25 protein-coding genes are annotated in these 24602 nt (G+C 52.3%); 9 read left to right on the top strand and 16 right to left on the bottom strand.

What is annotated here, in order from left to right; genetic code table 11:
* The 12 genes from AB1598_10910 to AB1598_10855 all read right to left on the bottom strand — a co-directional run.
* Positions 1 to 106: GTP-binding protein (locus tag AB1598_10910; protein MEW6145516.1), on the bottom strand; the 106-nt coding region annotated here is incomplete at its 3' end.
* A 44-nt stretch (positions 107 to 150) separates the two neighbouring features.
* Positions 151 to 2232: an elongation factor G gene (fusA, locus tag AB1598_10905; protein ID MEW6145515.1), complete on the bottom strand. Its 2082-nt coding sequence runs from the start codon at positions 2230 to 2232 to the stop codon at positions 151 to 153.
* Positions 2233 to 2251: 19 nt separating this feature from the next.
* The gene (gene rpsG / locus AB1598_10900) at positions 2252 to 2722 is read right to left on the bottom strand and encodes a 30S ribosomal protein S7 (GenBank protein MEW6145514.1); all 471 of its coding nucleotides are present in this window, start codon (positions 2720 to 2722) and stop codon (positions 2252 to 2254) included.
* Positions 2723 to 2740: 18 nt separating this feature from the next.
* Complete coding sequence (rpsL, locus tag AB1598_10895; protein ID MEW6145513.1) at positions 2741 to 3112, bottom strand: 30S ribosomal protein S12; 372 nt, start codon at positions 3110 to 3112, stop codon at positions 2741 to 2743.
* Between the two features lie 77 nt (positions 3113 to 3189).
* Positions 3190 to 3504: a hypothetical protein gene (locus tag AB1598_10890; GenBank protein ID MEW6145512.1), complete on the bottom strand. Its 315-nt coding sequence runs from the start codon at positions 3502 to 3504 to the stop codon at positions 3190 to 3192.
* Position 3505: 1 nt separating this feature from the next.
* A complete protein-coding gene (gene purD, locus AB1598_10885; protein ID MEW6145511.1) occupies positions 3506 to 4822 on the bottom strand; it encodes a phosphoribosylamine--glycine ligase in 1317 nt (438 codons plus the stop codon).
* 144 nt (positions 4823 to 4966) lie between these two features.
* Positions 4967 to 6799, bottom strand: a complete 1833-nt coding sequence (gene glmS / locus AB1598_10880; GenBank protein ID MEW6145510.1) for a glutamine--fructose-6-phosphate transaminase (isomerizing) — start codon at positions 6797 to 6799, stop codon at positions 4967 to 4969.
* Positions 6800 to 8185, bottom strand: a complete 1386-nt coding sequence (gene glmU / locus AB1598_10875; protein MEW6145509.1) for a bifunctional UDP-N-acetylglucosamine diphosphorylase/glucosamine-1-phosphate N-acetyltransferase GlmU — start codon at positions 8183 to 8185, stop codon at positions 6800 to 6802. It abuts the gene before it with no gap.
* Positions 8186 to 8193: 8 nt separating this feature from the next.
* Positions 8194 to 8550, bottom strand: coding sequence for a cupin (locus AB1598_10870; protein ID MEW6145508.1), 357 nt, complete (start codon positions 8548 to 8550; stop codon positions 8194 to 8196).
* Between the two features lie 86 nt (positions 8551 to 8636).
* The gene (locus tag AB1598_10865) at positions 8637 to 9068 is read right to left on the bottom strand and encodes a single-stranded DNA-binding protein (GenBank protein ID MEW6145507.1); all 432 of its coding nucleotides are present in this window, start codon (positions 9066 to 9068) and stop codon (positions 8637 to 8639) included.
* A gap of 71 nt (positions 9069 to 9139) precedes the next feature.
* Complete coding sequence (locus AB1598_10860) at positions 9140 to 9745, bottom strand: CoA pyrophosphatase (GenBank protein MEW6145506.1); 606 nt, start codon at positions 9743 to 9745, stop codon at positions 9140 to 9142.
* Between the two features lie 6 nt (positions 9746 to 9751).
* Positions 9752 to 10276, bottom strand: a complete 525-nt coding sequence (locus AB1598_10855; protein MEW6145505.1) for a macro domain-containing protein — start codon at positions 10274 to 10276, stop codon at positions 9752 to 9754.
* Between the two features lie 78 nt (positions 10277 to 10354).
* Between AB1598_10855 and AB1598_10850 the strand changes: the two genes are divergently transcribed.
* The 8 genes from AB1598_10850 to AB1598_10815 all read left to right on the top strand — a co-directional run bounded on the left by AB1598_10850 (position 10355) and on the right by AB1598_10815 (position 18972).
* Positions 10355 to 11260 (top strand): glycosyltransferase family A protein, encoded by a 906-nt coding sequence (locus AB1598_10850; protein MEW6145504.1) that lies wholly within the window; start codon positions 10355 to 10357, stop codon positions 11258 to 11260.
* Between the two features lie 35 nt (positions 11261 to 11295).
* A complete protein-coding gene (locus tag AB1598_10845) occupies positions 11296 to 12069 on the top strand; it encodes an ABC transporter permease (protein ID MEW6145503.1) in 774 nt (257 codons plus the stop codon).
* The gene (locus AB1598_10840; protein ID MEW6145502.1) at positions 12059 to 12769 is read left to right on the top strand and encodes an ABC transporter ATP-binding protein; all 711 of its coding nucleotides are present in this window, start codon (positions 12059 to 12061) and stop codon (positions 12767 to 12769) included. The genes AB1598_10845 and AB1598_10840 overlap by 11 nt, the downstream gene beginning before the upstream one ends.
* 58 nt (positions 12770 to 12827) lie before the next feature.
* On the top strand, positions 12828 to 14237 hold the full coding sequence (locus tag AB1598_10835) for a glycosyltransferase family 2 protein (protein ID MEW6145501.1): 1410 nt from the start codon (positions 12828 to 12830) through the stop codon (positions 14235 to 14237).
* 382 nt (positions 14238 to 14619) lie between these two features.
* Positions 14620 to 16035, top strand: a complete 1416-nt coding sequence (locus AB1598_10830) for a glycosyltransferase family 2 protein (GenBank protein ID MEW6145500.1) — start codon at positions 14620 to 14622, stop codon at positions 16033 to 16035.
* Between the two features lie 117 nt (positions 16036 to 16152).
* On the top strand, positions 16153 to 16914 hold the full coding sequence (locus AB1598_10825) for a class I SAM-dependent methyltransferase (protein MEW6145499.1): 762 nt from the start codon (positions 16153 to 16155) through the stop codon (positions 16912 to 16914).
* A gap of 258 nt (positions 16915 to 17172) precedes the next feature.
* Positions 17173 to 18009, top strand: coding sequence for a class I SAM-dependent methyltransferase (locus tag AB1598_10820; protein ID MEW6145498.1), 837 nt, complete (start codon positions 17173 to 17175; stop codon positions 18007 to 18009).
* Between the two features lie 54 nt (positions 18010 to 18063).
* On the top strand, positions 18064 to 18972 hold the full coding sequence (locus tag AB1598_10815; GenBank protein MEW6145497.1) for a sulfotransferase: 909 nt from the start codon (positions 18064 to 18066) through the stop codon (positions 18970 to 18972).
* Positions 18973 to 19022: 50 nt separating this feature from the next.
* Here AB1598_10815 and AB1598_10810 read toward each other — a convergent pair whose 3' ends face one another.
* The 4 genes from AB1598_10810 to rpoZ all read right to left on the bottom strand — a co-directional run bounded on the left by AB1598_10810 (position 19023) and on the right by rpoZ (position 23779).
* Positions 19023 to 19967 carry a sulfotransferase domain-containing protein gene (locus tag AB1598_10810; GenBank protein MEW6145496.1) on the bottom strand — a complete coding sequence of 315 codons (945 nt, stop codon included), beginning with the start codon at positions 19965 to 19967 and terminating at the stop codon, positions 19023 to 19025.
* Between the two features lie 44 nt (positions 19968 to 20011).
* Entirely contained in the window at positions 20012 to 21328 is a 1317-nt protein-coding gene (locus AB1598_10805) for an FAD-dependent oxidoreductase (GenBank protein ID MEW6145495.1), read from the bottom strand.
* Positions 21329 to 21460: 132 nt separating this feature from the next.
* A complete protein-coding gene (locus tag AB1598_10800) occupies positions 21461 to 23416 on the bottom strand; it encodes a hydantoinase/oxoprolinase family protein (protein MEW6145494.1) in 1956 nt (651 codons plus the stop codon).
* Between the two features lie 153 nt (positions 23417 to 23569).
* Positions 23570 to 23779: a DNA-directed RNA polymerase subunit omega gene (gene rpoZ / locus AB1598_10795; GenBank protein MEW6145493.1), complete on the bottom strand. Its 210-nt coding sequence runs from the start codon at positions 23777 to 23779 to the stop codon at positions 23570 to 23572.
* A 143-nt stretch (positions 23780 to 23922) separates the two neighbouring features.
* Here rpoZ and hisIE point away from each other — a divergent pair, with 143 nt between their 5' ends.
* Positions 23923 to 24588 carry a bifunctional phosphoribosyl-AMP cyclohydrolase/phosphoribosyl-ATP diphosphatase HisIE gene (gene hisIE, locus AB1598_10790; GenBank protein ID MEW6145492.1) on the top strand — a complete coding sequence of 222 codons (666 nt, stop codon included), beginning with the start codon at positions 23923 to 23925 and terminating at the stop codon, positions 24586 to 24588.
* Positions 24589 to 24602 lie beyond the last annotated feature (14 nt).

Here is a 24602-nt window from a genome sequence, read left to right as displayed (position 1 = left end):
ATACCTTCGTTATCGCCGCAGTGAGCGTGGTCTTACCGTGGTCCACGTGTCCTATCGTACCTATGTTCAAGTGCGGCTTCCCCCGCGCAAATTTCTCCTTAGACATCGCCTGGTGTTACCTCCTTAACGTGAAGTTCGCGGCCTGTTTCTTTAAACAGCCCTTACGTTAGTTTTCAGATTTTCCGAAAGTAATTCCGGTAAAGCAGAATAATGCGAAAATTCCATCGTGAACGATCCCCTGCCCTCCGTCATCGACCGGAGCTCGGTCGCATACCCGAACATCTCGGAGAGCGGGACCTCGGCCCTTATAGCCTGCATGTTCCCGCGGAGCTCTGTGCCCATGATCTTACCCCTTCTAGAGCTCAGGTTGCCCATCACGGAGCCCATGAAGTCTTCAGGCACGACCACCTCGACCTTCATCAGAGGCTCCAGGATTATGGGCTTCGCCCTCATAACGGCGTCCTTGAAGGCCATCGATGCAGCGATCTTGAACGCGATTTCGGAGCTGTCCACCTCGTGATAGGACCCGTCGTAGAGCTTGACGACCACGTCTATGACCGGATAGCCGGCGACGACTCCCGTTTCGGAAGCTTCTTTGATGCCCTTTTCCACGGCCGGGATGTATTCCCTCGGTATCGTTCCGCCCTTGATCTCGTCGACGAACGTGACACCCGAGCCTTCCTCTCCGCGCTCCATCTTTATCTTTACGTGCCCGTACTGGCCCCTGCCGCCCGTCTGCCTTATAAACTTGGCTTCGACGTCGGAGTTCTTGGTAACCGTTTCCCTGTAAGCCACCTGGGGCTTGCCGACGTTGGCATCGACGTTGAACTCGCGCTTGAGACGGTCAACGATTATTTCCAGGTGCAATTCGCCCATACCCGATATAAGGGTCTGGCCTGTTTCATCATCGTATTTAACTTTAAATGTTGGGTCTTCGAGGGATATTTTATTGAGGGAGATGCCGAGCTTTTCCTGGTCGGACTTGGTTTTGGGCTCTATCGCGATCGATATCACAGGCTCAGCAAAATAGAGGCTTTCGAGTATTATCGGTTTAGCCTCGTCGCAGAGCGTGTCGCCGGTGGTAGTCAGCTTGAGGCCGACCGCCGCCGCAATGCCGCCAGCGCCTATCTCCTTTATATCTTCCCTCTTGTTCGAGTGCATCCTGACGAGCCTTCCGATCTTCTCCCTTTTGCCCTTCGTGGAGTTATAGACGGTTGAGCCCGAAACGAGCTTTCCCGAATAAACTCTTATATATGTGAGCTGGCCCACGAACGGGTCGGTCATGATCTTAAAGGCAAGCGCCGAGAACGGCTCGTCGTCGCTCGGGTGTCTCACCTCTCCCTGCTCCGTATCCGGATTTATTCCTTCGACCGGAGGGACATCGAGCGGAGATGGCAAATAGGTCACTATCGAATCGAGGAGGAGCTGGACGCCCTTGTTCTTGAACGCGGAGCCGAGTATGACCGGCACTATGTTCAACCCGATAGTGGATTTTCTTATCGAATCCACTATCTCTTCTTCAGAGACTGGTTCCCCGTTCAGGTATTTTTCCATTATCGCTTCGTCGAAGTCGGCAAGGGATTCTATCAGCTTGTCCCTTCCCGCATCGGCTTCTTCCTTCATCTCGGAGGGTATATCGTACCAATCGTATTTAAGGCCCAGGGAGTCTTCGTCCCAGAGCGCAAGCTTCATTTTAATAAGGTCTATTATTCCTTTGAAATTGTCGCCTTCGAAATAAGGCGTGTGGAGAGGTACGGGATTGGCGTTCAGCCTGTCTTTTATCTGCGAGACCACCTTCGCGAAATCGGCCCCGATCTTGTCCATCTTGTTCACGAAGCACATCCTCGGGACCCTGTACCTGTCGGCCTGCCGCCAGACTGTTTCGGACTGGGGCTCGACGCCGCCCACGGAGTCGAACACTACGACGGCCCCGTCCAAGACCTTAAGCGAACGCTCGACCTCGATGGTGAAATCGACGTGCCCGGGGGTGTCGATGATGTTTATCCTGTGGTCATTCCAGAAGCAGGTCGTGGTTGCGGAGGTGATGGTAATCCCCCTCTCCCTTTCCTGTTCCATCCAGTCCATCGTGGCAGTGCCTTCGTGGACTTCGCCGATCTTGTAGGTGAGACCCGTGTAATACAGGATACGCTCGGTGGTAGTCGTCTTCCCTGCGTCTATATGCGCCACGATCCCGATATTTCTTACTTTATTTATAGGTATAGCCTTTTCCACAATACTCCTCCGCTGTTTATTACCACCTGTAATGGGCGAAAGCCCTGTTCGCGTCCGCCATCTTGTGCGTATCTTCTCTCTTCTTTATTGCGCCGCCGCGGCCTTCCGCAGCGTCCAGTATTTCACCCGTGAGCTTGTCGATCATGGACTTCCCGTCCCTTTTCCTGGCAGAGGCGAGGAGCCATCTGATGGCAAGGGACTGCTTCCTGAAGGAGCTCACCTCCATCGGCACCTGATACGTGGCGCCGCCGACCCTGCGGGGCCTGACCTCGATTCCCGGCTTTATGTTGTCCATAGCCGTATTGAAGACCTCGAGGGGGTCCTTACCGGTCTTTTCGGCGATGAGCTTCAGCGAACCGTAGAATATCATTTCCGCCTTGCTCTTCTTGCCGTCGTGCATTAGCGAGTTTATGAACTTCGCGACCGTCAAATCACCGAACTTGGGATCGACGGGAACTTTTCTTTTAGAAACTGATCCCTTCCTAGGCATATATGTTTTTCCCTTAGATTATTTGGGTTTCTTCGCCCCGTACTTCGAACGGCTCTGCCTTCTGTTAGCCACGCCCGTAGAGTCGAGAGTACCTCTTACGATATGGTACCTCACGCCCGGCAGGTCCTTCACCCTTCCGCCCCTTACCAGTATTACGGAGTGCTCCTGAAGCGTATGCCCTTCCCCCGGTATGTAACCGGTGACCTCGATACCGTTCGTGAGCCTTATACGGGCTACTTTTCTAAGCGCCGAATTAGGCTTCTTGGGGGTAGTGGTGTAAACCCTGACGCAGACCCCTCTCCTCTGAGGACAATTCTGTAACGCGGGGGCTTTACTCTTCTTTTTAGCCCTTCTTCTTCCGTCTTTGACCAGCTGACTGATAGTAGGCACGAATACTTATCTCCATAAAAAGGTAATCCAATTAATATATCCCGAAAAGAAAACCGCTGTCAAGACAAATAGACCAATTATTTAGGTTTTTTCCTTAGATTTTTTTCAAACCCGACGATGGTGAGCGAGGACCTGTACCATCCGGGCTTCCACCTGTGGTCTTCATACTTTGTTACCTCGTCCCCGCCGACCCTGAGCATTACATATACATAGCCGCTTTCGTCGATGAGCGGATTCCCGGTTTTAAGCCCCGGAAACTCGTCCGGCCCGCACTGCCATTTCTCGGGTGTAAGCTCAAGGAGCTCAATAGCCTGGTGAAACGGTCGCTCGTACTGAGCTTCCATGCCTTCGACCGATTCCGAATCAACTGGGAGATACCAGATTTCAGCCATCTCACGACTCCTTTCCCTTCAACCTGCCAATAGGCTCCGTCAGGATGACGTGCCTGAGCGCTTTTTTCCCTATGTCCGTCCTGTAACAGAGAGAATCACAGTTTACCTTCCCGACCGCCTGGTAGGCAAGGTTTATAGCTTCGGGTATTGTCCTGCCGAGTGCCGTAATCCCCAGCACCCTGCCGCCGTCCGTCACGATGCCGCCGTTAGCGAAGGAGGTGCCGGAATGGAACGCAACGACGTCATCCATGCCGTCTACGACATCGAGCCCCGTGATAACCGCCCCCCTCTTATAGTCTCCTGGATAACCTTTGGAAGCGAGAACCACGCATACCGAAGCTTCGTCCTTCCATTCGACCTTTTCACCCGAGAGACCTCTCCCGGCGACAGCCGATAGAACCGGCACTATATCAGAATCCATCCTCATCATGAGGGGCTGGGTCTCAGGGTCGCCAAATCTACAGTTATATTCAAGCACCCTGGGCTCGCCCCCCTCTATCATCAAGCCTGCATAGAGGACCCCCTTATACTCCCTCCCTTCCTCCTTTAAAGCCCTGACGGTCGGTATGATTATAAGGCGCATGATCTCCTGAGCGAGCTCCGGCGTTATTACAGGGGCAGGCGAGTATGCGCCCATGCCGCCCGTGTTAGGCCCCTGGTCGCCGTCGAGAAGGGCTTTATGATCCTGGCAGGACTCGAGGGGAAGCACATTCGTCCCGTCCGTAACGGCGAAAAATGATGCCTCCTCACCCGAGAGGAACTCCTCTATTACGACCCTGTCGCCCGAATCGCCGAATATCTTCCGCCTCATAATATCGTCCAGGACTTCCACGGCCTCGGTTTCCGTCCTGCATATGAATACGCCTTTACCCGAAGCGAGCCCGTCTGCCTTTATAACGAGAGGGGGCTTTACCTCCTTCACCCATTCGACCGCCTGCTCGAAGTCGTCGAACGCCGAAAAGAAAGCCGTGGGAATTCCGTATTTTCTCATCAGGTTTTTTGAGAACACCTTGCTCGTCTCGATCTCGGATGCAGCTCTCGAAGGACCGAAGACCGCGAGCCCCTCTTCGTTGAACCTGTCGGCGATACCGAGGGATAGCGGGAACTCGGGGCCGACGACGGTGAGGTCTATTTCCTCGGCCCTCGCAAACCTGAGTAGCCCCTCTATGTCGGATACCTTGATATCGACGCACTCGGCGTGTCTTGAAATGCCCGGATTTCCGGGGGCGCAGAAGAGTGTCTTAACGAGCGGACTCTGCCTTATTTTCCAGCACAAGGCGTGTTCCCTGCCGCCTGAACCGACAACAAGCACTTTCATTGCAATCGCGACCCCTTTATTTTTCGGTTAATACTGCAAGAAGCCGGTAAATCTACCAGATATTATAGCGTTTGAAAACGAGGAACGAAGAATAGCGGTTCCGAAGTCCGGAATCTGCACAGGCATAGCAGCGGAGACGTCTCTTTACTCGACGGTGACGACCTTGGCGAGGTTCCTCGGCTGGTCGACGTCCGTCCCTTTGAGCACGGCTATGTGATAGGCGAGGAGCTGGAGCGGGATGACGGATATGAGGGGGCTCAGGAGATAATTGCTCGCGGGTATCTCTATGACCCGGTCGACGTTCCCCCTGAGCTCGTCGGGCGAGGTATCGGACGTGAGAAATATTACTTTCCCCCGGCGCGCCCTCACTTCCTGAAGATTGCCGAGTATCTTCTTGTAAGTAATGCCGTCGTTGGGCGCTATGAGAACGACCGGCATCTCATCGTCTATAAGCGCGATGGGGCCGTGCTTCATCTCTCCGGCAGCATACCCTTCGGCGTGTATGTAGGAGACCTCTTTCAGCTTGAGAGCGCCTTCAAATGCGACCGGATAACTGATCCCTCGTCCGAGGTAGAGGAAGTTTCTGTAATGGAAGTAATCCTTGGCCAGGTCCTTGATTTCGTCATCGAGCCTGAGCGTCATCTGAATGAGCTGTGGCAGTCTTATTGCGTCTCTGATGAGCTCAAGTGAGCCGTTCTTGTCGATCTGTTTCTTAATCCTGCCGAGGTAAACCGACAAAAGGTAGAAGGCGATGAGCTGTGTGGTAAAGGCTTTGGTCGACGCTACGCCGATCTCGGGGCCCGCATGAGTATAGATGACCTTTTCCGCGTCCCTTGCGATCTTGCTCATGAGCACGTTCGTTATGCCGAGTGTCTTTGCGCCTGAGGCCCTGGCCTCAAACAGTGCTTCCGACGTATCGGCCGTTTCGCCAGACTGCGAGACAGCGATTGCGAGGGTGTTCTTGTCGATGATCGGATTCCTGTAGCGGAATTCGGACGCAATCTCCACCTGTACCGGGATCCGGGCTATCGCCTCGATCATGTGCTTGCCTATGAGGGACGCGTGGTAAGACGTGCCGCAGGCAAGCGCGACTATCCGGTTGACGTCTTTATAAGGATAGCCTTCGAAACCCTCGAAAAAGACCTCACCCGACTCTTCGGAAAACCTGCCCCTCATCGTATCGAGCACGGCCTGAGGCTGCTCGTGGATTTCCTTTATCATGAAGTGGCGGTATCCGCATTTTTCAACCGAAACAGGGTCCCAATTGATAGTCTGTACGGCCCTCTCTACGCTCTCGCCGTAGAGGTCCGTAATTCTGACGCCGTTCTTCTCGAGCACCGCGACGTCGCCGTCTTCGAGGAATATTACGTTCCTGCAGTAAGGCAGGATCGCCGGCACGTCGGACGCGAGATAGTTTTCGTGATCGCCGACGGCCACGATAAGGGGCGAGAACTTTCTCGTCGCGATAACTTTATCGGGCGCCCTGTCCGATATGACGGCTACGGCGTATGACCCTTCCACACTCCTGAAGGCCGCCCTTACGGCGTCCTCGAACGGTACCTCAGGACCGCAGCAGCTCTCGATGAGATGAGCGAGCACCTCCGTATCGGTGTCGGAATAGAACTTGTAGCCCTTTTTAACGAGCTCGCTCTTGAGCTCCGAGTGGTTCTCTATAATCCCGTTGTGCACGACCGACGTCCCAGCCGAGACGTGCGGGTGCGCGTTCTTCTCGGTCGCATCGCCGTGGGTCGCCCATCTCGTGTGTCCTATACCGAGAAGCCCCTCTAGCGGGTGCTTCCCTATCTTTTTCTTGAGATTGGCCAGCTTGCCGGTGCTTTTGAATACCCTGGGTCGCCCCCCTTCCATGAGCGCGATCCCGGACGAATCGTATCCCCTGTACTCGAGCCTAGAGAGGCCTTCCAGGAGCACGTCAAGCGTTTTTTTCTGATTTCCGACGTAGCCTACTATCCCGCACATCTATTTCTTCCCTTTCCCCTCCCTCGGCTTTCTGCTCCAGTTCTCAATCACGGTCTGTCTTGCGCGCCCTATCGCGAGCGCGCCCTCGGGTACGTCTTTCGTAATCGTAGAGCCAGCACCGGTGGTGGCTCCCCTGCCGACCTTTACAGGCGCGACCAGCATGGTATCGCTGCCTATGAAGACGCCGTCGTCTATGACGGTCTCGTGCTTCCGGAACCCGTCGTAGTTACATGTGACCGTACCCGCCCCTATATTCACATCCTTCCCGATGACTGCGTCGCCCACATATGAGAGATGGGGGACTTTGGAGCCTCTCCCGATCCTGGACTTTTTTATCTCGACGAAATTCCCTATCTTCGCACTGTCCAGTATCTCGGCCCCGGGCCTCAAGTGCGCGAATGGACCCACGGTTACATTGTCTCCTATGACGGATCCCGAAATGTAGGACGATAGCCTGACTGTGACACCGTTTCCGAGCGCGGAGTCTTCGATCCAGGCGCCGGGGCCGATCGAGGAACCCCTGCCGATGACCGTTTTACCGTAGATATAGGTATTCGGGTATATAACGGTGTCGGGTCCGATCCTTACGTCAGGCGAGATAAACGTCGTACCGGGGTCGACCATGGTAACGCCCGCACGCATAAGAGAATCGTTGATCCTTTTCCTTAGCAGCGCCTCGACCTCCGACATCTGGACCCTGTCGTTAACTCCGAGGGCCTCGCTCGGGTCACGCGCCAATACCCCCAGAACCCTGCGCGAGCGCTTTCTCGCTATTTCGATCATATCCGTAAGATAGTACTCCTTCTGTCTGTTTCCCGAACTTATGGAGCGGAGGGAGTCCCATAGAAACCCCGCCTTAACGCAGTAAGTCCCCGAGTTGATCTCCGCGATTTTCTTTTCCCCCAGGGAAGCGTCTTTCTCCTCTACTATCTTTTCGACCTCTCCGTTACCGTTCCTAAGAACCCTTCCGTAGCCGGAAGGACTGGCCACATTGGCTGTGAGGAACGAAACGTCAGCCCTCTCGTGTATATGTTTTTTAACAAGGCTATTAAGCGACTTCGAGGTTATGAGCGGGAAGTCTCCGTTAAGAATCAAAATATTTCCCTTGAAACCCGCAAGCTCCCCGCGGGCGCAATTGGCGGCGTGACCCGTCCCGAGCTGTGTTTTCTGCTCGGCGAAGTGAACGCCGTTTGAGCCGAGGGACTCCTTGACATCGTCCCTTCCGTGGCCCACGACAACGACTATCTTTTTCGGTGAAATTCCCCTGACCGCGTCCAGGACGTAGCTCAGCATCGGCCTGCCCAGTACCGGGTGGAGGACCTTCGGGGTGCCTGATTTCATTCTTTTTCCGATGCCGGCCGCAAGAATGACCGCCGCTACGCTCATATACCGCCTCAAGACCTCCCGTATCTGTCTTCGATCCTAACTATATCATCGATCTCAGGGGTAGAGACTTCGAATACTTCACAATCCTCAAGCGCGGTCATCCTGTGTTTGGTGTATGGCCTTATTCTGACGGAGCTTCCGGACGAGAGCGTGAGGGTTTCTTTTTCCCCGCCCTCTTCATGATAATCCAGCAGCATATTCCCGCTGTACAGATAGAGCGATTCGTCTTTGACTTCGTGGTACTGATAGCTGAGACTCTCCCCTTTGTTTATGTGGAGGATCTTTCCGACGTACTTGTCCGTATGAGCCCACCACAATTCATATCCCCAGGGTTTTTCAACTCTTTTAATAATCGTTTTATTCATATGGTATTCAGATTCCGCTAACTAGACCGTATCCGAACGGTTGCGATGACGGAAACGGCCGCTAACTAACCGGTTGAGAAGCGAATTTAAAACGGTATATCGTCATCGGAGCCGAATGCGTCCTCATCGATATCGAAATCTTCCGGCACCCGCTCCTCCCTGCCCGAGGAAGGCTCCGCCTTACCCCCGGCCGGACTCAGCATCTGCATGTTTTTCGCCACTATTTCGGTCGTCCATCTCGTCTTGCCTTCTTTATCTTCCCAGGATCGCGTCCTGATCGATCCCTCCACGTATATCATCTTCCCCTTCGAGAGATACTCTCCGCAAATCTCAGCCAGCCGCCCCCACGCGACAATGCGGTGCCACTCGGTATATTCCTGCTTCTCCCCTTCCTTGTTCGTACGCCCTTCCGTGGTCGCTATCGTGAAATTTGCAACGGCCTGTCCGCTCGTCGTGTACCTGATTTCCGGGTCGCGCCCCAGATTGCCGATCAATATTACTTTGTTTACACCCCGCATTATTATCTCCCTGTATACATTATATATCTTTGTCTGAAGTCTATCACCAGAGGGTATGAAAATCCAGAAATTCAGAAAAGATGGGAGGAAAAGGAAAGGAATCCGTGAACTATCCTGCCCGTCATTCCCCATATAATGTATTTCTCGAAACTATATACGTAATCTTCGACCAATACCCCGTCCCTCTCCCTTAACCTGACCGTGAAATTCCTTTCGTCCTTAAGGTGCTTGACGGGGACCCAGACCGAAGCCTCGACCTCGTAGAGATTGGGCACTATCGGGACCTCCTCCTTCAGGGTCGAAAGGAAAGGGGTGACTATGTAATTTTCCGCGCGGGGGTTATAAGGATTTATGTCGTCGAGCTCTCCTAACACCCTGCCGCTCGTATAAAGGTCGATCCCGAGCTCCTCGTAAGTCTCCCGTATTGCGGTGTCGAGCTTGCTTTCGTCTCCTTCCTTCAACTTTCCTCCGGGAAAAGCCATATGCCCGGAGAAGGCGTCGATATCACTCTCCGGCCTCTTGATGAAAAGCATGGAGAGACCGCCAGTGCCCTCGTTCAATATCATCATTACGGCTGCGTGAACGAACCCCCCTTCATCCGCAATCTTTACGGGGTTCCTCAACTTGAGGAGTTTCTCCAATTCACCGATCGTGCCGTCTTGTGCGTGGAGCTGCATGCCCGATTAAGCGTCCCCCCCGCCGCCTAGCACCTTTTCGAAGAACCTGAACGCGGGCTCGTCGAAAAGGACGAAGTATATTTTCTCGATCGAAGTATCTTCGTTCGCAAGATAGTCCGTAACCGTACTTATCATAATCCGTGCGCACTCCTCTACCGGAAAGCCCCCTACACCCGTTCCTATCGCTGGAAAAGCAATCGAATGGAGAGACAATTCGTCGGCCCTCCTGAGGCTGTTCCTGGTAGCGTAAATGAGCGATTCCTCCCCGACCTCGCCGCCAGGGCGCATGCCGGCCGCGTGTATGACGTAACGGGCCTTAAGAGCCCCTCCCCCCGTGACCGCAGCCTCGCCCAAGGGTATAGGGGCGAGCCTGTCGCATTCCGCCTGTATGGACGGCCCGCCTTTCCTCCTTATCGAGCCCGCAACACCGCTCCCGAGGAGGAGGTCCGTGTTAGCGGCGTTCACTATCGCGTCTACGTCCATATCCGTAATATCGCCAATCGTGACTAATATCCGCCTGTCCGCGCCCATAGTTTCATCCGCAACACTTGACTTTATACAGATAAAACTACTAATTTAATCTATAACCTCAATAGCCTCAACAACCGAATGGACATAAGACCGAGAATACTGGCCGCAGCTTATGAATTATTCCCCTTTTCGCTGAAAGGCGATGCAGAGGTGGGCGACGCCGATCCCGGGTGTGATTTATCCTGCGTTATAAACTTTTACGGCAGGGGTGATCTTCTGAGGGGCATAATGACGAGCCTCGCCGGGCAGGGTTATGATAAAAAAAGATTCGAAGTGGTTCTCGTTGAAGACAGGGGCGGGACGGAGGAGGGCAGAAACTTATTCAGGGAATTCGAGCCCGTATTGAATTCGAGGTATTACGCCCTGGAGGAGAATTTCGGCGTCATGGGTTACGCGAGGAATTTCGGCCTCAATAAGTCGAGAGGAAGGTACGTGCTCTTCCTCGACGACGATACCGTGATCATGGACGGGGGATTCCTCTCAAAACTCGTGAGCGATTTCGGTGACGGGGAGCCCGACGCCGTTATTCCGCGCGGGAGCGCGAGCTATTGCCTCATCGAGGGAAGGTACGGCTTCCACGACCCCTACTATCCTTCGAACAGATGCATGGCCTACAGGAGGGAGACCTTGCGGGAGCTCGGCGGATTCGTCGACGGGATAATCGGGCAGGAGGATGTCGAATTTGTCGTCAGGCTCACGGCCGCCCGGAAAAAAGTCAGACGCTCGGAGACCGCGAGCTATATGCATCCACCATTGATACTGGGGAGCCTGAACAAGGCGGCAGCCGTAGGGGCCTCGTTCGCAAAGCTCAGGAACAGGTACCCCCTGCCGGTATGGATCATGCTTCTAATAAACGGGGCGAGGTACATCCCGAAGCTCGTTTACCCGTTCAGCACAAAATACAGGATGCAGGGGAAATTCAGCCTCGGCTTCGCGCTGGGTATCGTTTACGCGATTACGGGCAAAAATTTAGAGTATAATTAAGACCCGGCCGGGCCTTGTCAGGCCGGCCGACGTTCATGATTAAGAGACTGCTACCTTATAAAGACCTCTTTCTGGTCTATATCTGGCGGGAATTCAACATCAGGTACCGCCAATCCTATATCGGCGCTTTATGGGCGGTGATTCAGCCGCTCAGCATGATGCTCCTCTTCACGTTCGTGTTCACCTATCTCATCAAGGCGGCGGTATCGGATTACCCCAAAACCATATTTTTTTACTCGGGCCTGCTGCCGTGGACGTTTTTCTCGTCATCCGTGAATTACTCGCTCACGAGCCTCACCGGGAATTACTCCCTCATCACCAAGATATACTTCCCGAGGGAGATACTCCCCCTCTCAGGTATAGTCATGGCATTACTCGACTACGCAATTGCATCCGTGATTTTTATACCGATGCTCTTTATTTATCATATACACATCACATACAACATCCTGTGGATGCTGCCGCTCCTCCTGCTGCTGTTCGTGTTTACAATTTCGATGAGCCTACTTCTTTCGAGTCTTAATGTATATTACAGGGACGTCAAGCTAGCTACAGGGTTCCTGATACAGCTCCTCTTCTTCGCTTCGCCCGTCCTTTATTCGATCGACGACCTGAGCATTAAATTCAAGCTCATACTCTTTTTCAACCCCCTGACGTTTATCATCGAGAATATGCGGAGGTGCCTGATCGAGGGGCGGGGAGTGGTAGTGTGGCAGTTCGTCTTCGTAAGCGTTATAGTGGCGGCCTTCTATTATCTCTGTTACAGGTTTTTCATAAAAACCGAAAGGGACTTCGCGGATGTCATCTGACGGAATGATAGTGTTCAACGACGTATGGAAGAAGTACTCGACGAGGGACATATTCCACAAGTCCCTCAGGGAGGAGATCTCCGATATGTTCAGAAGAGGTCCGGGAGAGAAGCTTTCGGAAGGAGAGTTCTGGGCGCTCAAGGGGATAAACATCTCCGTCAGGAGAGGGGAGTGCGTGGGGCTGTTCGGTCCGAACGGAGCGGGAAAGACGACGGTGCTCAAGCTGATAGCGTCCGTTACGTACCCCAACCTCGGTGAAGTCGCGGTCTCGGGCAGGGTGGCGCCCCTGATATCGGTCGGTGCCGGGTTCCACCCGGACCTTACCGGACGGGAGAACATATACACGAACGGCACCATAATAGGGATGTCGATCAGGGAAATAAGGGAAAAGACCGGGAGCATCATCGATTTTTCGGAAATAGAACAAAGGTTTATGGATATGCCGGTCAAGAAATATTCTAACGGAATGAACGCCAGGCTCGGTTTCTCGATAGCCGTTCACAGCAGCGCGGACATAATACTGATCGACGAGATCCTGGCCGTCGGCGACGAATCGTTCCAAGCGAAGTGCATGGACAAGATCAAAGAGCTCAAAAAAGACAACAAAACCGTGCTGATCGTCTCCCACAACAAGAAAAGGATGGAGGAGCTCACGGACAGGATATTGTTCATAAAAAGCGGCGAGATTATTAATTCGTAAACGGCGGATTTTAGGCTATAATAGAAATCAAATCCGGAGCCGGGCGGATGGAAGTCTGATGAGCGAAAATCCGAAAGTTGCAATAGTCATAGTGACATGGAATAAAAAAAGCTATGTCCTCGAGCTCCTGACGTCGCTCCGGAGCATCAATTACGATAACCACGACATAATTGTGGTCGATAACGCTTCCACGGACGACACGGTCAGGACCCTCAGGGAGCAGTTCCCGCACGTAAACCTGATAGTGAACTCCGAGAACCTGGGGGGGACGGGCGGCTTCAACACGGGGCTAAGGTACGTGCTCAGGAAAGGGGGCTACAAGTATACGTGGCTCCTCGATAACGACGCGGTCGTCGAGAGGGATACGCTCATAGAGCTCGTCAAGGTAATGGAAGGAGACGATAAAGTGGGCATTACGGGTTCCATCATCATGGAGCCGGACATGGACATGATAGTCGAGCTCGGCGCATACGTATCGTGGTCCATAGGGACGTGGAAACCCAATTACAGGAACAACAGGCTTAGCGCTATCGAGAAGATCGAGACCACGGAGGTCGATTATGTCGCCGCCTGCTCGTCCCTTGTCAGGAACGAAGCCTTATACAAGATCGGAGTGATGGACGAGAGGTACTTCATACACTGGGACGATATTGATCTTTCGCTCAGGGCGAAGCAGGCCGGGTACAAGGTGATGGCGTCCCCCAAGTCGAAAGCCTATCACGGCCTTGAGGACAAGCCCATAAACCCGCTCATATCGTACTACGACATCAGGAACGGTCTCCTGACGATCACAAAGCACCAGAACGGAGTCAAAAGGTTTATATATCTTCTCAACATGCTGCGCGGCACCGGGAAAGGGGTCGTATATTCACTTCTGAGCGGCCTCCATACGACCTCGAAGCTGCTTATATACGGGCCGCTTGATTTCATACGCGGGAAATTCTACAAATCCAGCCTGTCCGTGAAAACGGATGACACGCCCGACCCAGCATCAAAGATAATTCTATTCGAGGGCTTAAACATAAGCAATAAATCAAAGATACTCATCCTGCCTAACGGAAGCTATACATTAATCAAGAGGATGGTAGAAGGGCTGAAAGAAAAAAGCTCCGGCTGCCACATCTCACTTCTCATTCAATCCGACAGATTAGAGCTTTTTAAGGACCTAAAAATTGACCGTTTTATAATATTCGAGGGATATAAGCAATCGACGCTTCAAACAATTTCAATTCTGAAGGAAATACTGGAATCCAACTACGATCTCTGCATAAGTCCCAGCCGTTCCATGCTCCCTTTTTCCTATGCAGTTAAAAAATACTATCTTTACGATCATAAACGCGATTACTTCGTTAAGAGCAAAGAAAACATATACGCCTCTTGGAAATTACTTGTGTCGTTTCTTGGCGGGGAATTGCTCGCTATAATCCTTATGCCTTTTGTCTATTTGAAAAGTTTAACATCTCAATAGTGATAGCCGCTTTATTTCAACAGGAGATAAGATCAATATCTACAAATCTATCCCATCCCTATAGAATGAATTTCCGGTTGCAAAATAAGGCTGTTGCTTTGAACTCCGTCAGGCAAATTCTATATTACCGGAACCCCTCATTCGCAAAAACACCGGCTTCTTATTAGCATCACAAATTACAAACTGATTTATGCTGATACTTCCTGCTGACATACTGTACAAAGAAGGATTAATTTCGACACCTTTATGATCGCAAGATAAGGCTTGGTTAAAGTATTATTACCTCTAACTCCCTGCAACACCTTACTTTATTGATATAACAGGTGTAGATATTTTTTTAAATAACGGGTGTATACTTAAGACATATATGCATGAGATTCGAATGAACGTGCTAGAAGGCAAGCAGCTGTGCGTTAGCCCTAAGGTTGCCATAATCATCGTCAATTGGAATAAAAGGGATGACACCCTGAAACTGCTGAGGTCGCTCGAAGGGTTGGATTATGACAATCACGACACTGTGGTCGTCGATAATGCGTCGACGGACGGCTCGGCCGAAGCCATAAGGGAGAGGTTCCCAAGCGTAGAGCTCGTAGTGAACACCGACAACCTCGGCGGCACGGGCGGATTCAATTCCGGCATGAGGCACGCGCTCGCAAACCGGGATTACAAATACGTCTGGCTCCTCGACAACGATGCGGAAGTCGAGCCAAACACGCTCGGGGAATTAGTAGATGCGATGGAACGGGACGAGACGATCGGGATTGCAGGCTCGAGGATCATAGACTCCGACAGAAGGGACATCACGGTCGAAGCGGGGGCTTTCCTCAAACGCGACTCGATAGGCGTCCAGCCGCTCTACAGGAATACGAGGAATCTGAACATAGCGTCCGGAGTGATCGAAGTTGATTATGTCGCCATATGCTCGGCCCTAGCCCGCGCGAGCGCGCTCGAAAGAGTGGGGCTCATGGACGAGAGGTACTTTTTCTTCTGGGACGATATGGACTGGGGTCTGCAGTTCAAGGAAAGCGGTTTCAAAGTAGTTTCAGTCCTGAGCTCGATAGTGTACCATCCGGCGTTCACCGAGAAGAGAGGCATAATGGCGGACTACTATTACGGGAATAGAAACTCCCTGTTGACGTATACGAAGCATATAGGCTTGAGGAACAGGGTGTCGGTCTTCTACACATATCTCAGACACAAATGCACATCGCTCATCTTCCTGGGCCTCAACGGCAGGGAAGACACGATGAAGCTAGGCTTCGAGGGCATCCTGGATTTTGTAGTGGGCAGATGGGGTAAAAAAATTAATAACGGTTTGCCTAACGAAGCCTCGAATGAATCAACCGATTTCCCCGGAAACGTAAGGAATGTCCTCATATTGAACGACGGAGATAAGGACGAAATCCATAACGCCTACAATTTTTTATCGAGAATTTACCCTGAAGCAAGTTTTACGCTTTTAATTTCCGACGACAGGAAAGACTTTTTCGACAAAGATTTCCAGAATCTGATAAAGATCAATACGACAAAACCGTACAGCATCCTATATTTATTACCCATATTCGTGAAGATGCTGTTCAAGAAATTCGATATCGCCGTGAGCTTCAGGAACAGCTCCCCGTTCTCGTTCGCAGCCGTGAAGAGCTACAGCTTTCAGTCCATGACGATGGATTTCAACGAAAGAGACAGCAATTTCCATAACGTCTGGAAGCTCATACTATCCCTCATCATAGGTGAGATGATGAGCATACTCTTATTACCTATAATATATATAAGCAGCTTCAGATACGCGAAATAGGATTCCACTCGTCCTACGTAAACGGAACTCTCCGTACGGTCTTATTTGTAAATCACTCAGGAATGGATAAAAATTAAATAACAGGGCATGCAGGTATATACCAAAGTTAACGATGTATTGAACGAATTATCCAATAGTCAATTCACACACCCCGTCTCCGTACATCCTGGCGTCGGAGAAATCCTGTATTCGATCGCCAGGAACCTGAGACCCAGGACCATAGTGGAAATCGGCACCTTCATAGGGTATTCGACCATCTGCTTCGCCCAGGCGATGGAGGATAACCGGCAGGGAGCAGGCACCGTTTACGGGATAGACCTGTTCCAACCGCACGCCAAGCACCCCCTGTTTTTAAAACAGGATGTTGAAAACCCTTTGCAGTTAGCGGAAGAAAACTCAAGAAAGTCGGGGCTCGAGCATAGAATCGTTTTTCTGAAAGGTTCGTCTCATGAACTGGCCGGCGATCTGCTCTCCAGAATAGATTCGATAGATATTCTTTTCATCGACGGCGATCATACATTCAACGGGGTGCTACGTGATTACAATCTTTACCACGCGAAGGTAAGAAAAAACGGCCTGATAATTTTTCACGACATATATCCGGACAAGTGCGGGTGGTGGGGTCCAAGAATCCTTCTCGACACTCTGAAAAGAAGGACCCGAAAACGCTACGAGATACTGGAAATCGAAACGCCCGACGGATTCGGACTCGCGGTCTGTAAAAAATTGTTCGACGGAGCCAAGGAACTCAGTAATAACAAGCTCGTTACATTGCTGAGGAAATCATTCGCCTGCTACAGACATGGCGAGGCATGGAAAAAATTACACGAAAACTACAAATCATGGAAAAACATAAAAGAGCTATACTCCAAGATTTAGATGTTCACCCCGATATAACATCGGCAGCGAAGAGTGATTTACAATTCCTGTAATAAGCCCGCCTCCCGCCTGGGGAAGCATGCTCTCGAAATCCCTCATGCCGATAGTCCGTATTATGAACCAGGCCTGCCGTTATACGGAATACGGCCGGGATTATTAACGACGGGATATGTTGTTTCCAAACACGCTTTTATAACAGCAGCATTGCGCACCAGCCGAAGCCAAAGTTATACTATGCGGCGAGGAGCCCGTATATAAATGACCGTCTTTAACACTATGGCGAAACGCTGCATTAACTTCATTCTGAAATTTATGGACGACGAGAAGAAGCTGGCTGTCTTGAATCTGATCTCATCGACTCTGAACTGCGGAGCGGAGCACGATAAATACGGCAAGATGCCGCTGCCTATATTGAATTATGAGTCCCTATACAGGTGGGACACGGGCGGGTGGCATAACCCGAACGCTCAGGACCAGCTGGATTATGCGAGCGTCGAGCTCGAAGTCGGAAGATTTTTTTACGCGTTCGTGCTGCTTACACAGCCGAAAACCATTCTCGAGACCGGAGTTTACAAGGGGTACTCGACGTGCAACATGGCAAGCGCGCTCAAGCTCCTAGACAACGGGGGACACATATACTGCATCGACCCCATGGAGACGCGCCACCTGTGGGAGGATACCGACCTCGAGAGCCTGATCAGCTGGATACCGAGGCTCTCTCAGGAATCCCTCGATACGCTGAGAGACAAGAAATTCGACCTGCTGGTGCTGGATTCCGACCACAGCTACGATACCGCCATGTGGGAGCTTATCAACTTCGAAAGGATGCTGAGCGAGGGCGGACACATCTTGATGCATGACAGCATATTTTTTGACGGCGTGGGGGCGGCGGTAAAACAACTGTATGATAATCCGCGCTTTGAGGTCATCACGCTGAATACGCCGAGGAAAAGTCACCTGACCGGCTCGAGATGTCCCGGTGTAACGATCGCACGGAAAAAATCCGACGAAGGACCAGAGCTCGTGTTCGAGGACGAATTCAAAGGCTGGTTCGTAGGCGACAGGACCGCGATACCATATTTACGCCGTACTTAATCAATAATCGCTCGAATAGCCTTTAAGAGACGCGAAACACCGGTGGCGACTCAATTGAAACTACCGAATTTTTTCCTGGTGGGCGCTGCGAAAGCGGGGACTACAGCTGTGCATGTCTACCTTTACCAGCACCCCGAGGTCTTTATGAGCTTTCTGAAAGAGCCCAAATATCTCTCGATATCGGCCAATAAGTTCCCGCATAACGGGCCCGGGGACGAGAAAGTCGATGACGGGATAATCAAGTCCCGGGAGGAGTATCTGGACCTGTTCAAGGACGCCGGGGACGAGAAAGTTATAGGAGAATCTTCCGCAGATTATCTGTATTTCCATGATACGGTAATTCCTCTCATTAAAACAATCTGCCCGAGTGCAAAAATACTGATAATGCTAAGAAACCCCGTCGACAGGGCATATTCAGCGTACCGTCATATGATAATGGACGAAAGAGAGGACCTCTCGTTCGAGAAGGCGCTGAAACAGGAAGCCAAGAGGAGGCAGGAGAATTACGAGTTCATATGGTTTTATAAAGATGTGGGGTTTTATTACGAGCAGGTCAAGCACTATATCGAGTCGTTCGGCAGGGAGTACGTGATGGTATGTCTATACGACGATTTCGTTGCGGACTCCGCGGCAGTTATGAAAGATATATATAGATTCCTCGATGTAGACGAGGGCTTTGCCCCTAATACGGGCGTGAAGTATAATGTCGGCCCTACTGTGCGCAGTGAGTACTTTGAAGAGTTCCTCGTTAAATACGAACATCCGGTGAAAAGAGTGCTCCGCCCCATTTTGTTGAACACGATCGGCAAAGGATATACGGAAGCCCTTGTCAACTATTTCATCCGCAGGAATACACTCAGCATGAAACCCAGAACGAGAAAGCGCCTGATTGAACTATACAGGGACGATATCTTGAAGTTGGAGGGTTTGATAGACCGCAATCTTTCGGGCTGGATTGTTTAGATATACTATATATATATAACTCACGAATAGCGTTAAAACCGCTAGGTCCATTATTCATATCCGTAAATCCTGTTGAGCTCTTTAAAACCGTAACGTGTGAATAAATCTTCGAGCTCATCGTTCCACCAATCTTTATATGAGCTGCGCTTGCCCGAATAGGTTAACGTCTCAGCGCCTATCGAGTCGCTGAGAGCCCTGTCTATCTCATCGTCCGTTATATCGAGGCCGAGGAATCCGCCCAGGCTCCTAAGCATGGAAAACTGCTCATCTTTTCCGTCATCGCCCATCAGTGTTTCGAACTTCGCCTGAAATACGTCGCCGCGCCCCTTCCAGGGAAACATATTCCTTATCAGGTCCGCAAATTCTTTACCCCACATTGCGTACCAGGCTTTAAATTTCTCGTCTCCCATCGGAGTTTGTTTAAACTCGTTGTAAAGCTTTATTCTTTCCGGTTTGGCGTAATTTTGTTCGCGGGAATCGTAATACCTCACCAAAGATATGATTACGTCCCGCAGCTCTCTGAACGTGAAGACCTTTTTAAAACCCCCCAGAATCTGCTCCCCTTCGAGATAATAAGGGATGTGCCCGAACGAGAATTGCCCATTCTTTATCAGCCTAGCGGATACTTTAAAAGGTATCGGAACGTAGTATCTCCACGCTTCCATACGAAGCACCTTTTCATCTGCGAACCTGTTGTCCTGGATATGGTCGATCGCAATATGGACATCGCAATCCACCATCCCCAGATTCGCGAGTATCTTCGCTATCAGATACGTTCCCGATTTGGGGATCGTTATAATAAATACACGGTGCGGGATCGGCGCACGATGTTGCTTAAAGCACGGATGCAGGTTCTTATCGATGTATACGGGCAGATTCCTTCCTGCCACGAGCAATGCCCCGGGGGGCACCGCATCGGCCCCGATATGCATTCCAAACGCGCCGAATGTCCGGCTTATGGCTGATTTGAGCCTGGTTTTTAATCTTTCAAGCATGGTCCATCAAGAGCACCAATTTTTTCAAGACCGGGAACCCCTATTTAACGCCTATTGCCAAGCGCCCCGCCGATAAAGAAACCGTCTTTGATCGATTCGGCTATCCCCTGGAAGACCCAGCGTCCGTAACGGCCTATCTGGTAGACCCCGTGTTTCTCGAGCTCGCCCAGGGCCTGCTCCTTCCATTTCGAGCCCGGCATCGACCACGTGTAGGCGACGTCGATCCAGGTGGGATCCACGGTCTCAGCCCTGGAGATGAACCCCCACGATCTGAGCTCCTTTACGACAGAGTCCGAATAGAGCCGTATTTCTTTGTCCGACGGTTTTTTCCCGTTCCGATAGGCTTTTTCCACATATATGCTCACGCGCTCGTTCTCCTTCCGCGATGATTTAGGCATGAAGGAGACGTCCACGTTGCTGTAAAATCCCACCCTGTGGAAGCGTGAATCGCTGTCAGGTATGTAGAGCCAGTGGTCATCAGGGCACTTCTTCCCCCGCGTCGCGCCTATATTCAGCACGAGGACGGACGTGTAGCTCGCCGGCTTTTCGTCCACCTTCAATCCAGCCATCCGGAGCGCCTTGTTGAGCGGGAGCGTAGAAACCAGATTTTCGTATTTCGCGCCGGAGCCGTCCGAAAACAGGACCTCTTTTTTCCTGACGTTTATTCTCGCAACCTGCTTTTCATAACGGACGTCGCTCTTTTTCGCCATCCTCTGGGCGAGCGTATTGAGCCCCTCCCTGGGATAAACATAAGTGACGTTGTATCCGACCGGCGGAGGAGCTTTGTCTATTGCGCCCTGGAGCGCGATAGAGAGGTTCACAGGGGACTTGTAGGAATCCTGGGGAGCTATCCTGGTCCACAAACCCGCCGTGTATAGCTCGTGGAAAGGTGCGAAAAAGAGCTCGAGCAGCGTCTTCCCGAAGCTCATCTCGAGCCAGTCGGCCATTGTTACGGGAGCGCCGTGCGGGGCGTTCATTATCTCGTTCATCGCTTTCGCCGCAATGTCCTTGCCGAGCGCGCTCAGGTGGTTCTGTATCGGGTACGGGACATAAAGGTCCTGCTTGCTGAAGTAAACCGACGATTTCCTCTTATACGATTTCACCGGGACTAGTGATCTTATAAAATGGAGCACGGCCGGGTCGCCCCCGAAGATCCAGTGTCCTCCGCCGATCTCGAAGCGGTAGGCTTCCCCGTCTTCAGGGGTTTTGAACTGGCGGTCCCCGCTTCCGGGGGCAAGATAATAAGACGAGCATATGCCGCCCGGCACGGATTCAGATTCAAATACGGTGAGGCCGGATACCATGCCTGCAGCCAATCCCGTAATACCTCCCCCGAGTATAAAGTTCTTCGGATTTTTCACTGTGCTAAGACCGCTCCTCTTTTTTTATGGACTCTCTATACTTACACATCAGAATTAAAAATCAATGCTCGGCCGTGTTTTTCCGCGTTATGTAATCAAGCGCACTGATTTGACGTTCGCCTGCAACATGCGTCAGCTCTCCGCGATTATATTGCCCCATCCGTCGACCTCGCACCCGTAGCCCGGCGTGACAAGGAGCGTGGACGTATCCTCGAACACGAGCGCCGGCCCCGGGAATTTGAACCCCGGATAGAAATCCCCTCTCTCGAAGGCGTTCACACGAACATACTTCCCCCCGAGCACGATATTTCGTTTAACGGACCTGACTGAGGATTTACTTTTCTCAAGCAGCGGGAGGTTGAGGCTACTCCTCCGCGCGACGGCCCTTACCCTGAGAGTCACTACCTCGACTTCGCTCCCCGGCTTCATGTATCCGTACATCATTTTATGGGCGCGGTGGAATTCCCCGGCGAAATCCTTCCCGTAAGGAATCGTAATCTCGTGCGCCTGTCTCCTGTAGCGCGCATCGAGGAACCTCTCGAATTTTATTTTCGAGCCGGGGAAATCTGCCGCCGCCTTTTCCTCGAGCTGCCGGAAACCTTTATCGATCCCGGCAACCGCCGCCCGCGCGCTCAGGAACACGGTGAGGCCGTAGTCCTTGAACGTATCGGCCATAAGCATCCCCAGGGCCGAAAGTACGCCGGGGTCTCTCGGGAATATGACCGTTCTTATTTCCATGCCACGGGCGAGCTCGCACGCGTGGAGCCCGCCTGCCCCTCCGAATGAAAAGAGCGCGAAGTCCCTGGGGTCATAACCCTTGCCCACCGAAATCACGCGCAGCGCCCTCTCCATGTTCGCGTTCGCCACCCTTATTATCCCCTCCGAAAGCTCCGTTATCGAAAGTTTTATCTTTTTCGCGAGAACGCTTAATGCGGCTCCGGATTTTTCAGGACTTATCTTCATCCTCCCGCCGAGGAACCGGCCGGGATCGATCCTGCCGAGGGCCAGGTTGGCGTCGGTTACGGCCGGCTCTCGGCCCTTCCCGTAACACGCGGGGCCCGGGTCAGCACCGGCGCTACGCGGCCCAACCTTCAAAGCGCCCCCGGTATCGACATAGGCGATCGACCCCCCGCCCGCGCCTATAGTCGTTACGTCTATCATTGGTATTTTTACAGGTATCCCGTCTATGACGGTTTCAGTGCTGAATTTCGGGCCGCCGTCGGATAAGGCAACATCAGTCGAAGTGCCGCCCATGTCGTAAGTCAGCACCTTATCGTAGCCGATTAGACTCGATATGTTGAAAGCCCCTACAACCCCTCCGGCGGGCCCCGAGAGGAGGATCCTGACAGGCTCGTCCCCGGCCTGTCCGGGCGAAATGACGCCCCCGCTCGACTGCATGACCGAGATACCCTTTCCCTCGCCTCCGCGGGACGAGAAGCTGCCCGAGAGAGCGCTCATATAGGATTTCACCTTCGGGAGGAGGTAAGCGTTCGCGACGACGGTGGAGGTCCTCTCATATTCCCTGAATTCGGGGAGGAGCCGTGAGGACAGGGAGACGGGCACACCGAGAGCGCTCAGGTATCGCGCCGCCTTCTTTTCATTTCCGGGATTTCTGTACGAGTGAAGAAAGGAAACCGCTATGCCCTCGGGTCTGAGCCTCCTGAGCTTTGTGAGCAAACTTTCAATGCCGCTCCTCTCGGGCCTTTTGAGCACTTCTCCGCTCCACGATGTGCGCTCGCCCAGTCCAAACCTGAGCCCCTTTTCCACGAGCGGGCGCGGAGCGTCCCAGAATATGTTATAGAGCTCCCCCCTGTTCTGTCTCCCTATCTCTATCACGTCCTCGAAACCCTCCGTCGTTACGAGCGCGATGCGCGCCCCTTTCCGCTCGAGGAGGGCGTTCGTGGCGACGGTTGTCCCGTGAACTATTTCGGCACCGGTAAAGCCCGACCCGAGCACGTGACAGAGTCCCGAGATTATAGCGACAGAAGGGTCTTCCGGCGTGGACGGGACTTTATAAGTGAGGATATCCCCGCCGTCCCAGAATACGAAATCAGTGAATGTCCCCCCGGTATCGATTCCTATCCTCATCGTCCTGGCCCTGCTCCGGATGAAGAGAGCGTTTGAAAACATATACCATCAATCTGGAAACGGCAATAAGCGGCAGGGGGGACCGGACGGAAGACGGCGGGCATCTCCCGCACTGTAGCTGGTTCTATGAAGAGCTGTTTTCGGCTATTGGGGTCAGTACTGGTCCTGTCCGACCGGGTACACGACCTTTACCTTATCTTCGGCAATTTCCCTGAGCGCGGTCACTACTTCCTTGTTGTCGGTCTCTTCGGAGAGAGGCATCGCCCCCTTTACGAGGATCTTCGCCCTCTTCATCGCGGCAACTGAAAGCGCGAACCTGTTCACGACCTTTTCAAGGCAATCTTCTATGGTTACTCTCGCCATCTGAAATACCACCTCCGGGAAATAGCTATCGATTGAGTATATAAATATATGTAATTAAAATATGGTTGTAAAGCCGGCCGCCGGGGAGGAGCCCTCGGAAACCCGCCGTCAATTGGTTATTATTAACTGCTCGGAGGAATTATATGGATCTGGACGATATTAAATATGACGAGAACGGGCTCGTGCCCGTAATAGTTCAAGACGCGGAGAACGGTCAGGTGCTCATGTCCGCTTACGCAAATAAGGAATCCCTCAGGAAGACGATGGAGACCGGCCGCACGCATTTCTGGAGCAGGTCGAGGAAGAAGCTATGGATGAAGGGCGAGGAATCCGGAAACGTCCAGGAAGTAAAGGATATGTTCGTAGATTGCGATAAAGACACGGTCCTAGTGCTCGTCGGGCAGACAGGGGTCGCCTGCCACACGGGCAGCAGGAGCTGCTTCTTCAACTCGGCCGACGGGAGCGAGAAGAGCCCGCCCTCGTTCGGAGTAGAGAACAGGGACAAGACGCTCGACGACGTGTTCGGGGTGATCGAGGATAGAAAGAGAAATCCGCGCGAGGGCTCTTACGTAAGCGGACTTTTCGAAAAGGGGCTCGATAAGATACTGAAAAAGGTGGGCGAGGAGGCGGGAGAGACGATAATCGGGGCCAAAAATGGAGACAGGGATGAGATTATCTATGAAACGGCCGACCTGTGGTTCCACTCGCTGATCGCGCTCTCTTATTTCGGTATAACCCCGGAGGATATTTACCGCGAACTCGGCAGGAGGTTCGGGAAGCCCAAGGAGTCATACCGAAAGGAGAGTTAACCGGTCAGCCCGCT

Source organism: Thermodesulfobacteriota bacterium, assembly GCA_040754335.1.
In the GTDB taxonomy this organism is placed as follows: domain Bacteria; phylum Desulfobacterota_D; class UBA1144; order Nemesobacterales; family UBA2774; genus 2-12-FULL-53-21.
Note: the sequence above shows the minus strand (reverse complement) of the source record. Positions and strands in the feature narration are given on the sequence as shown.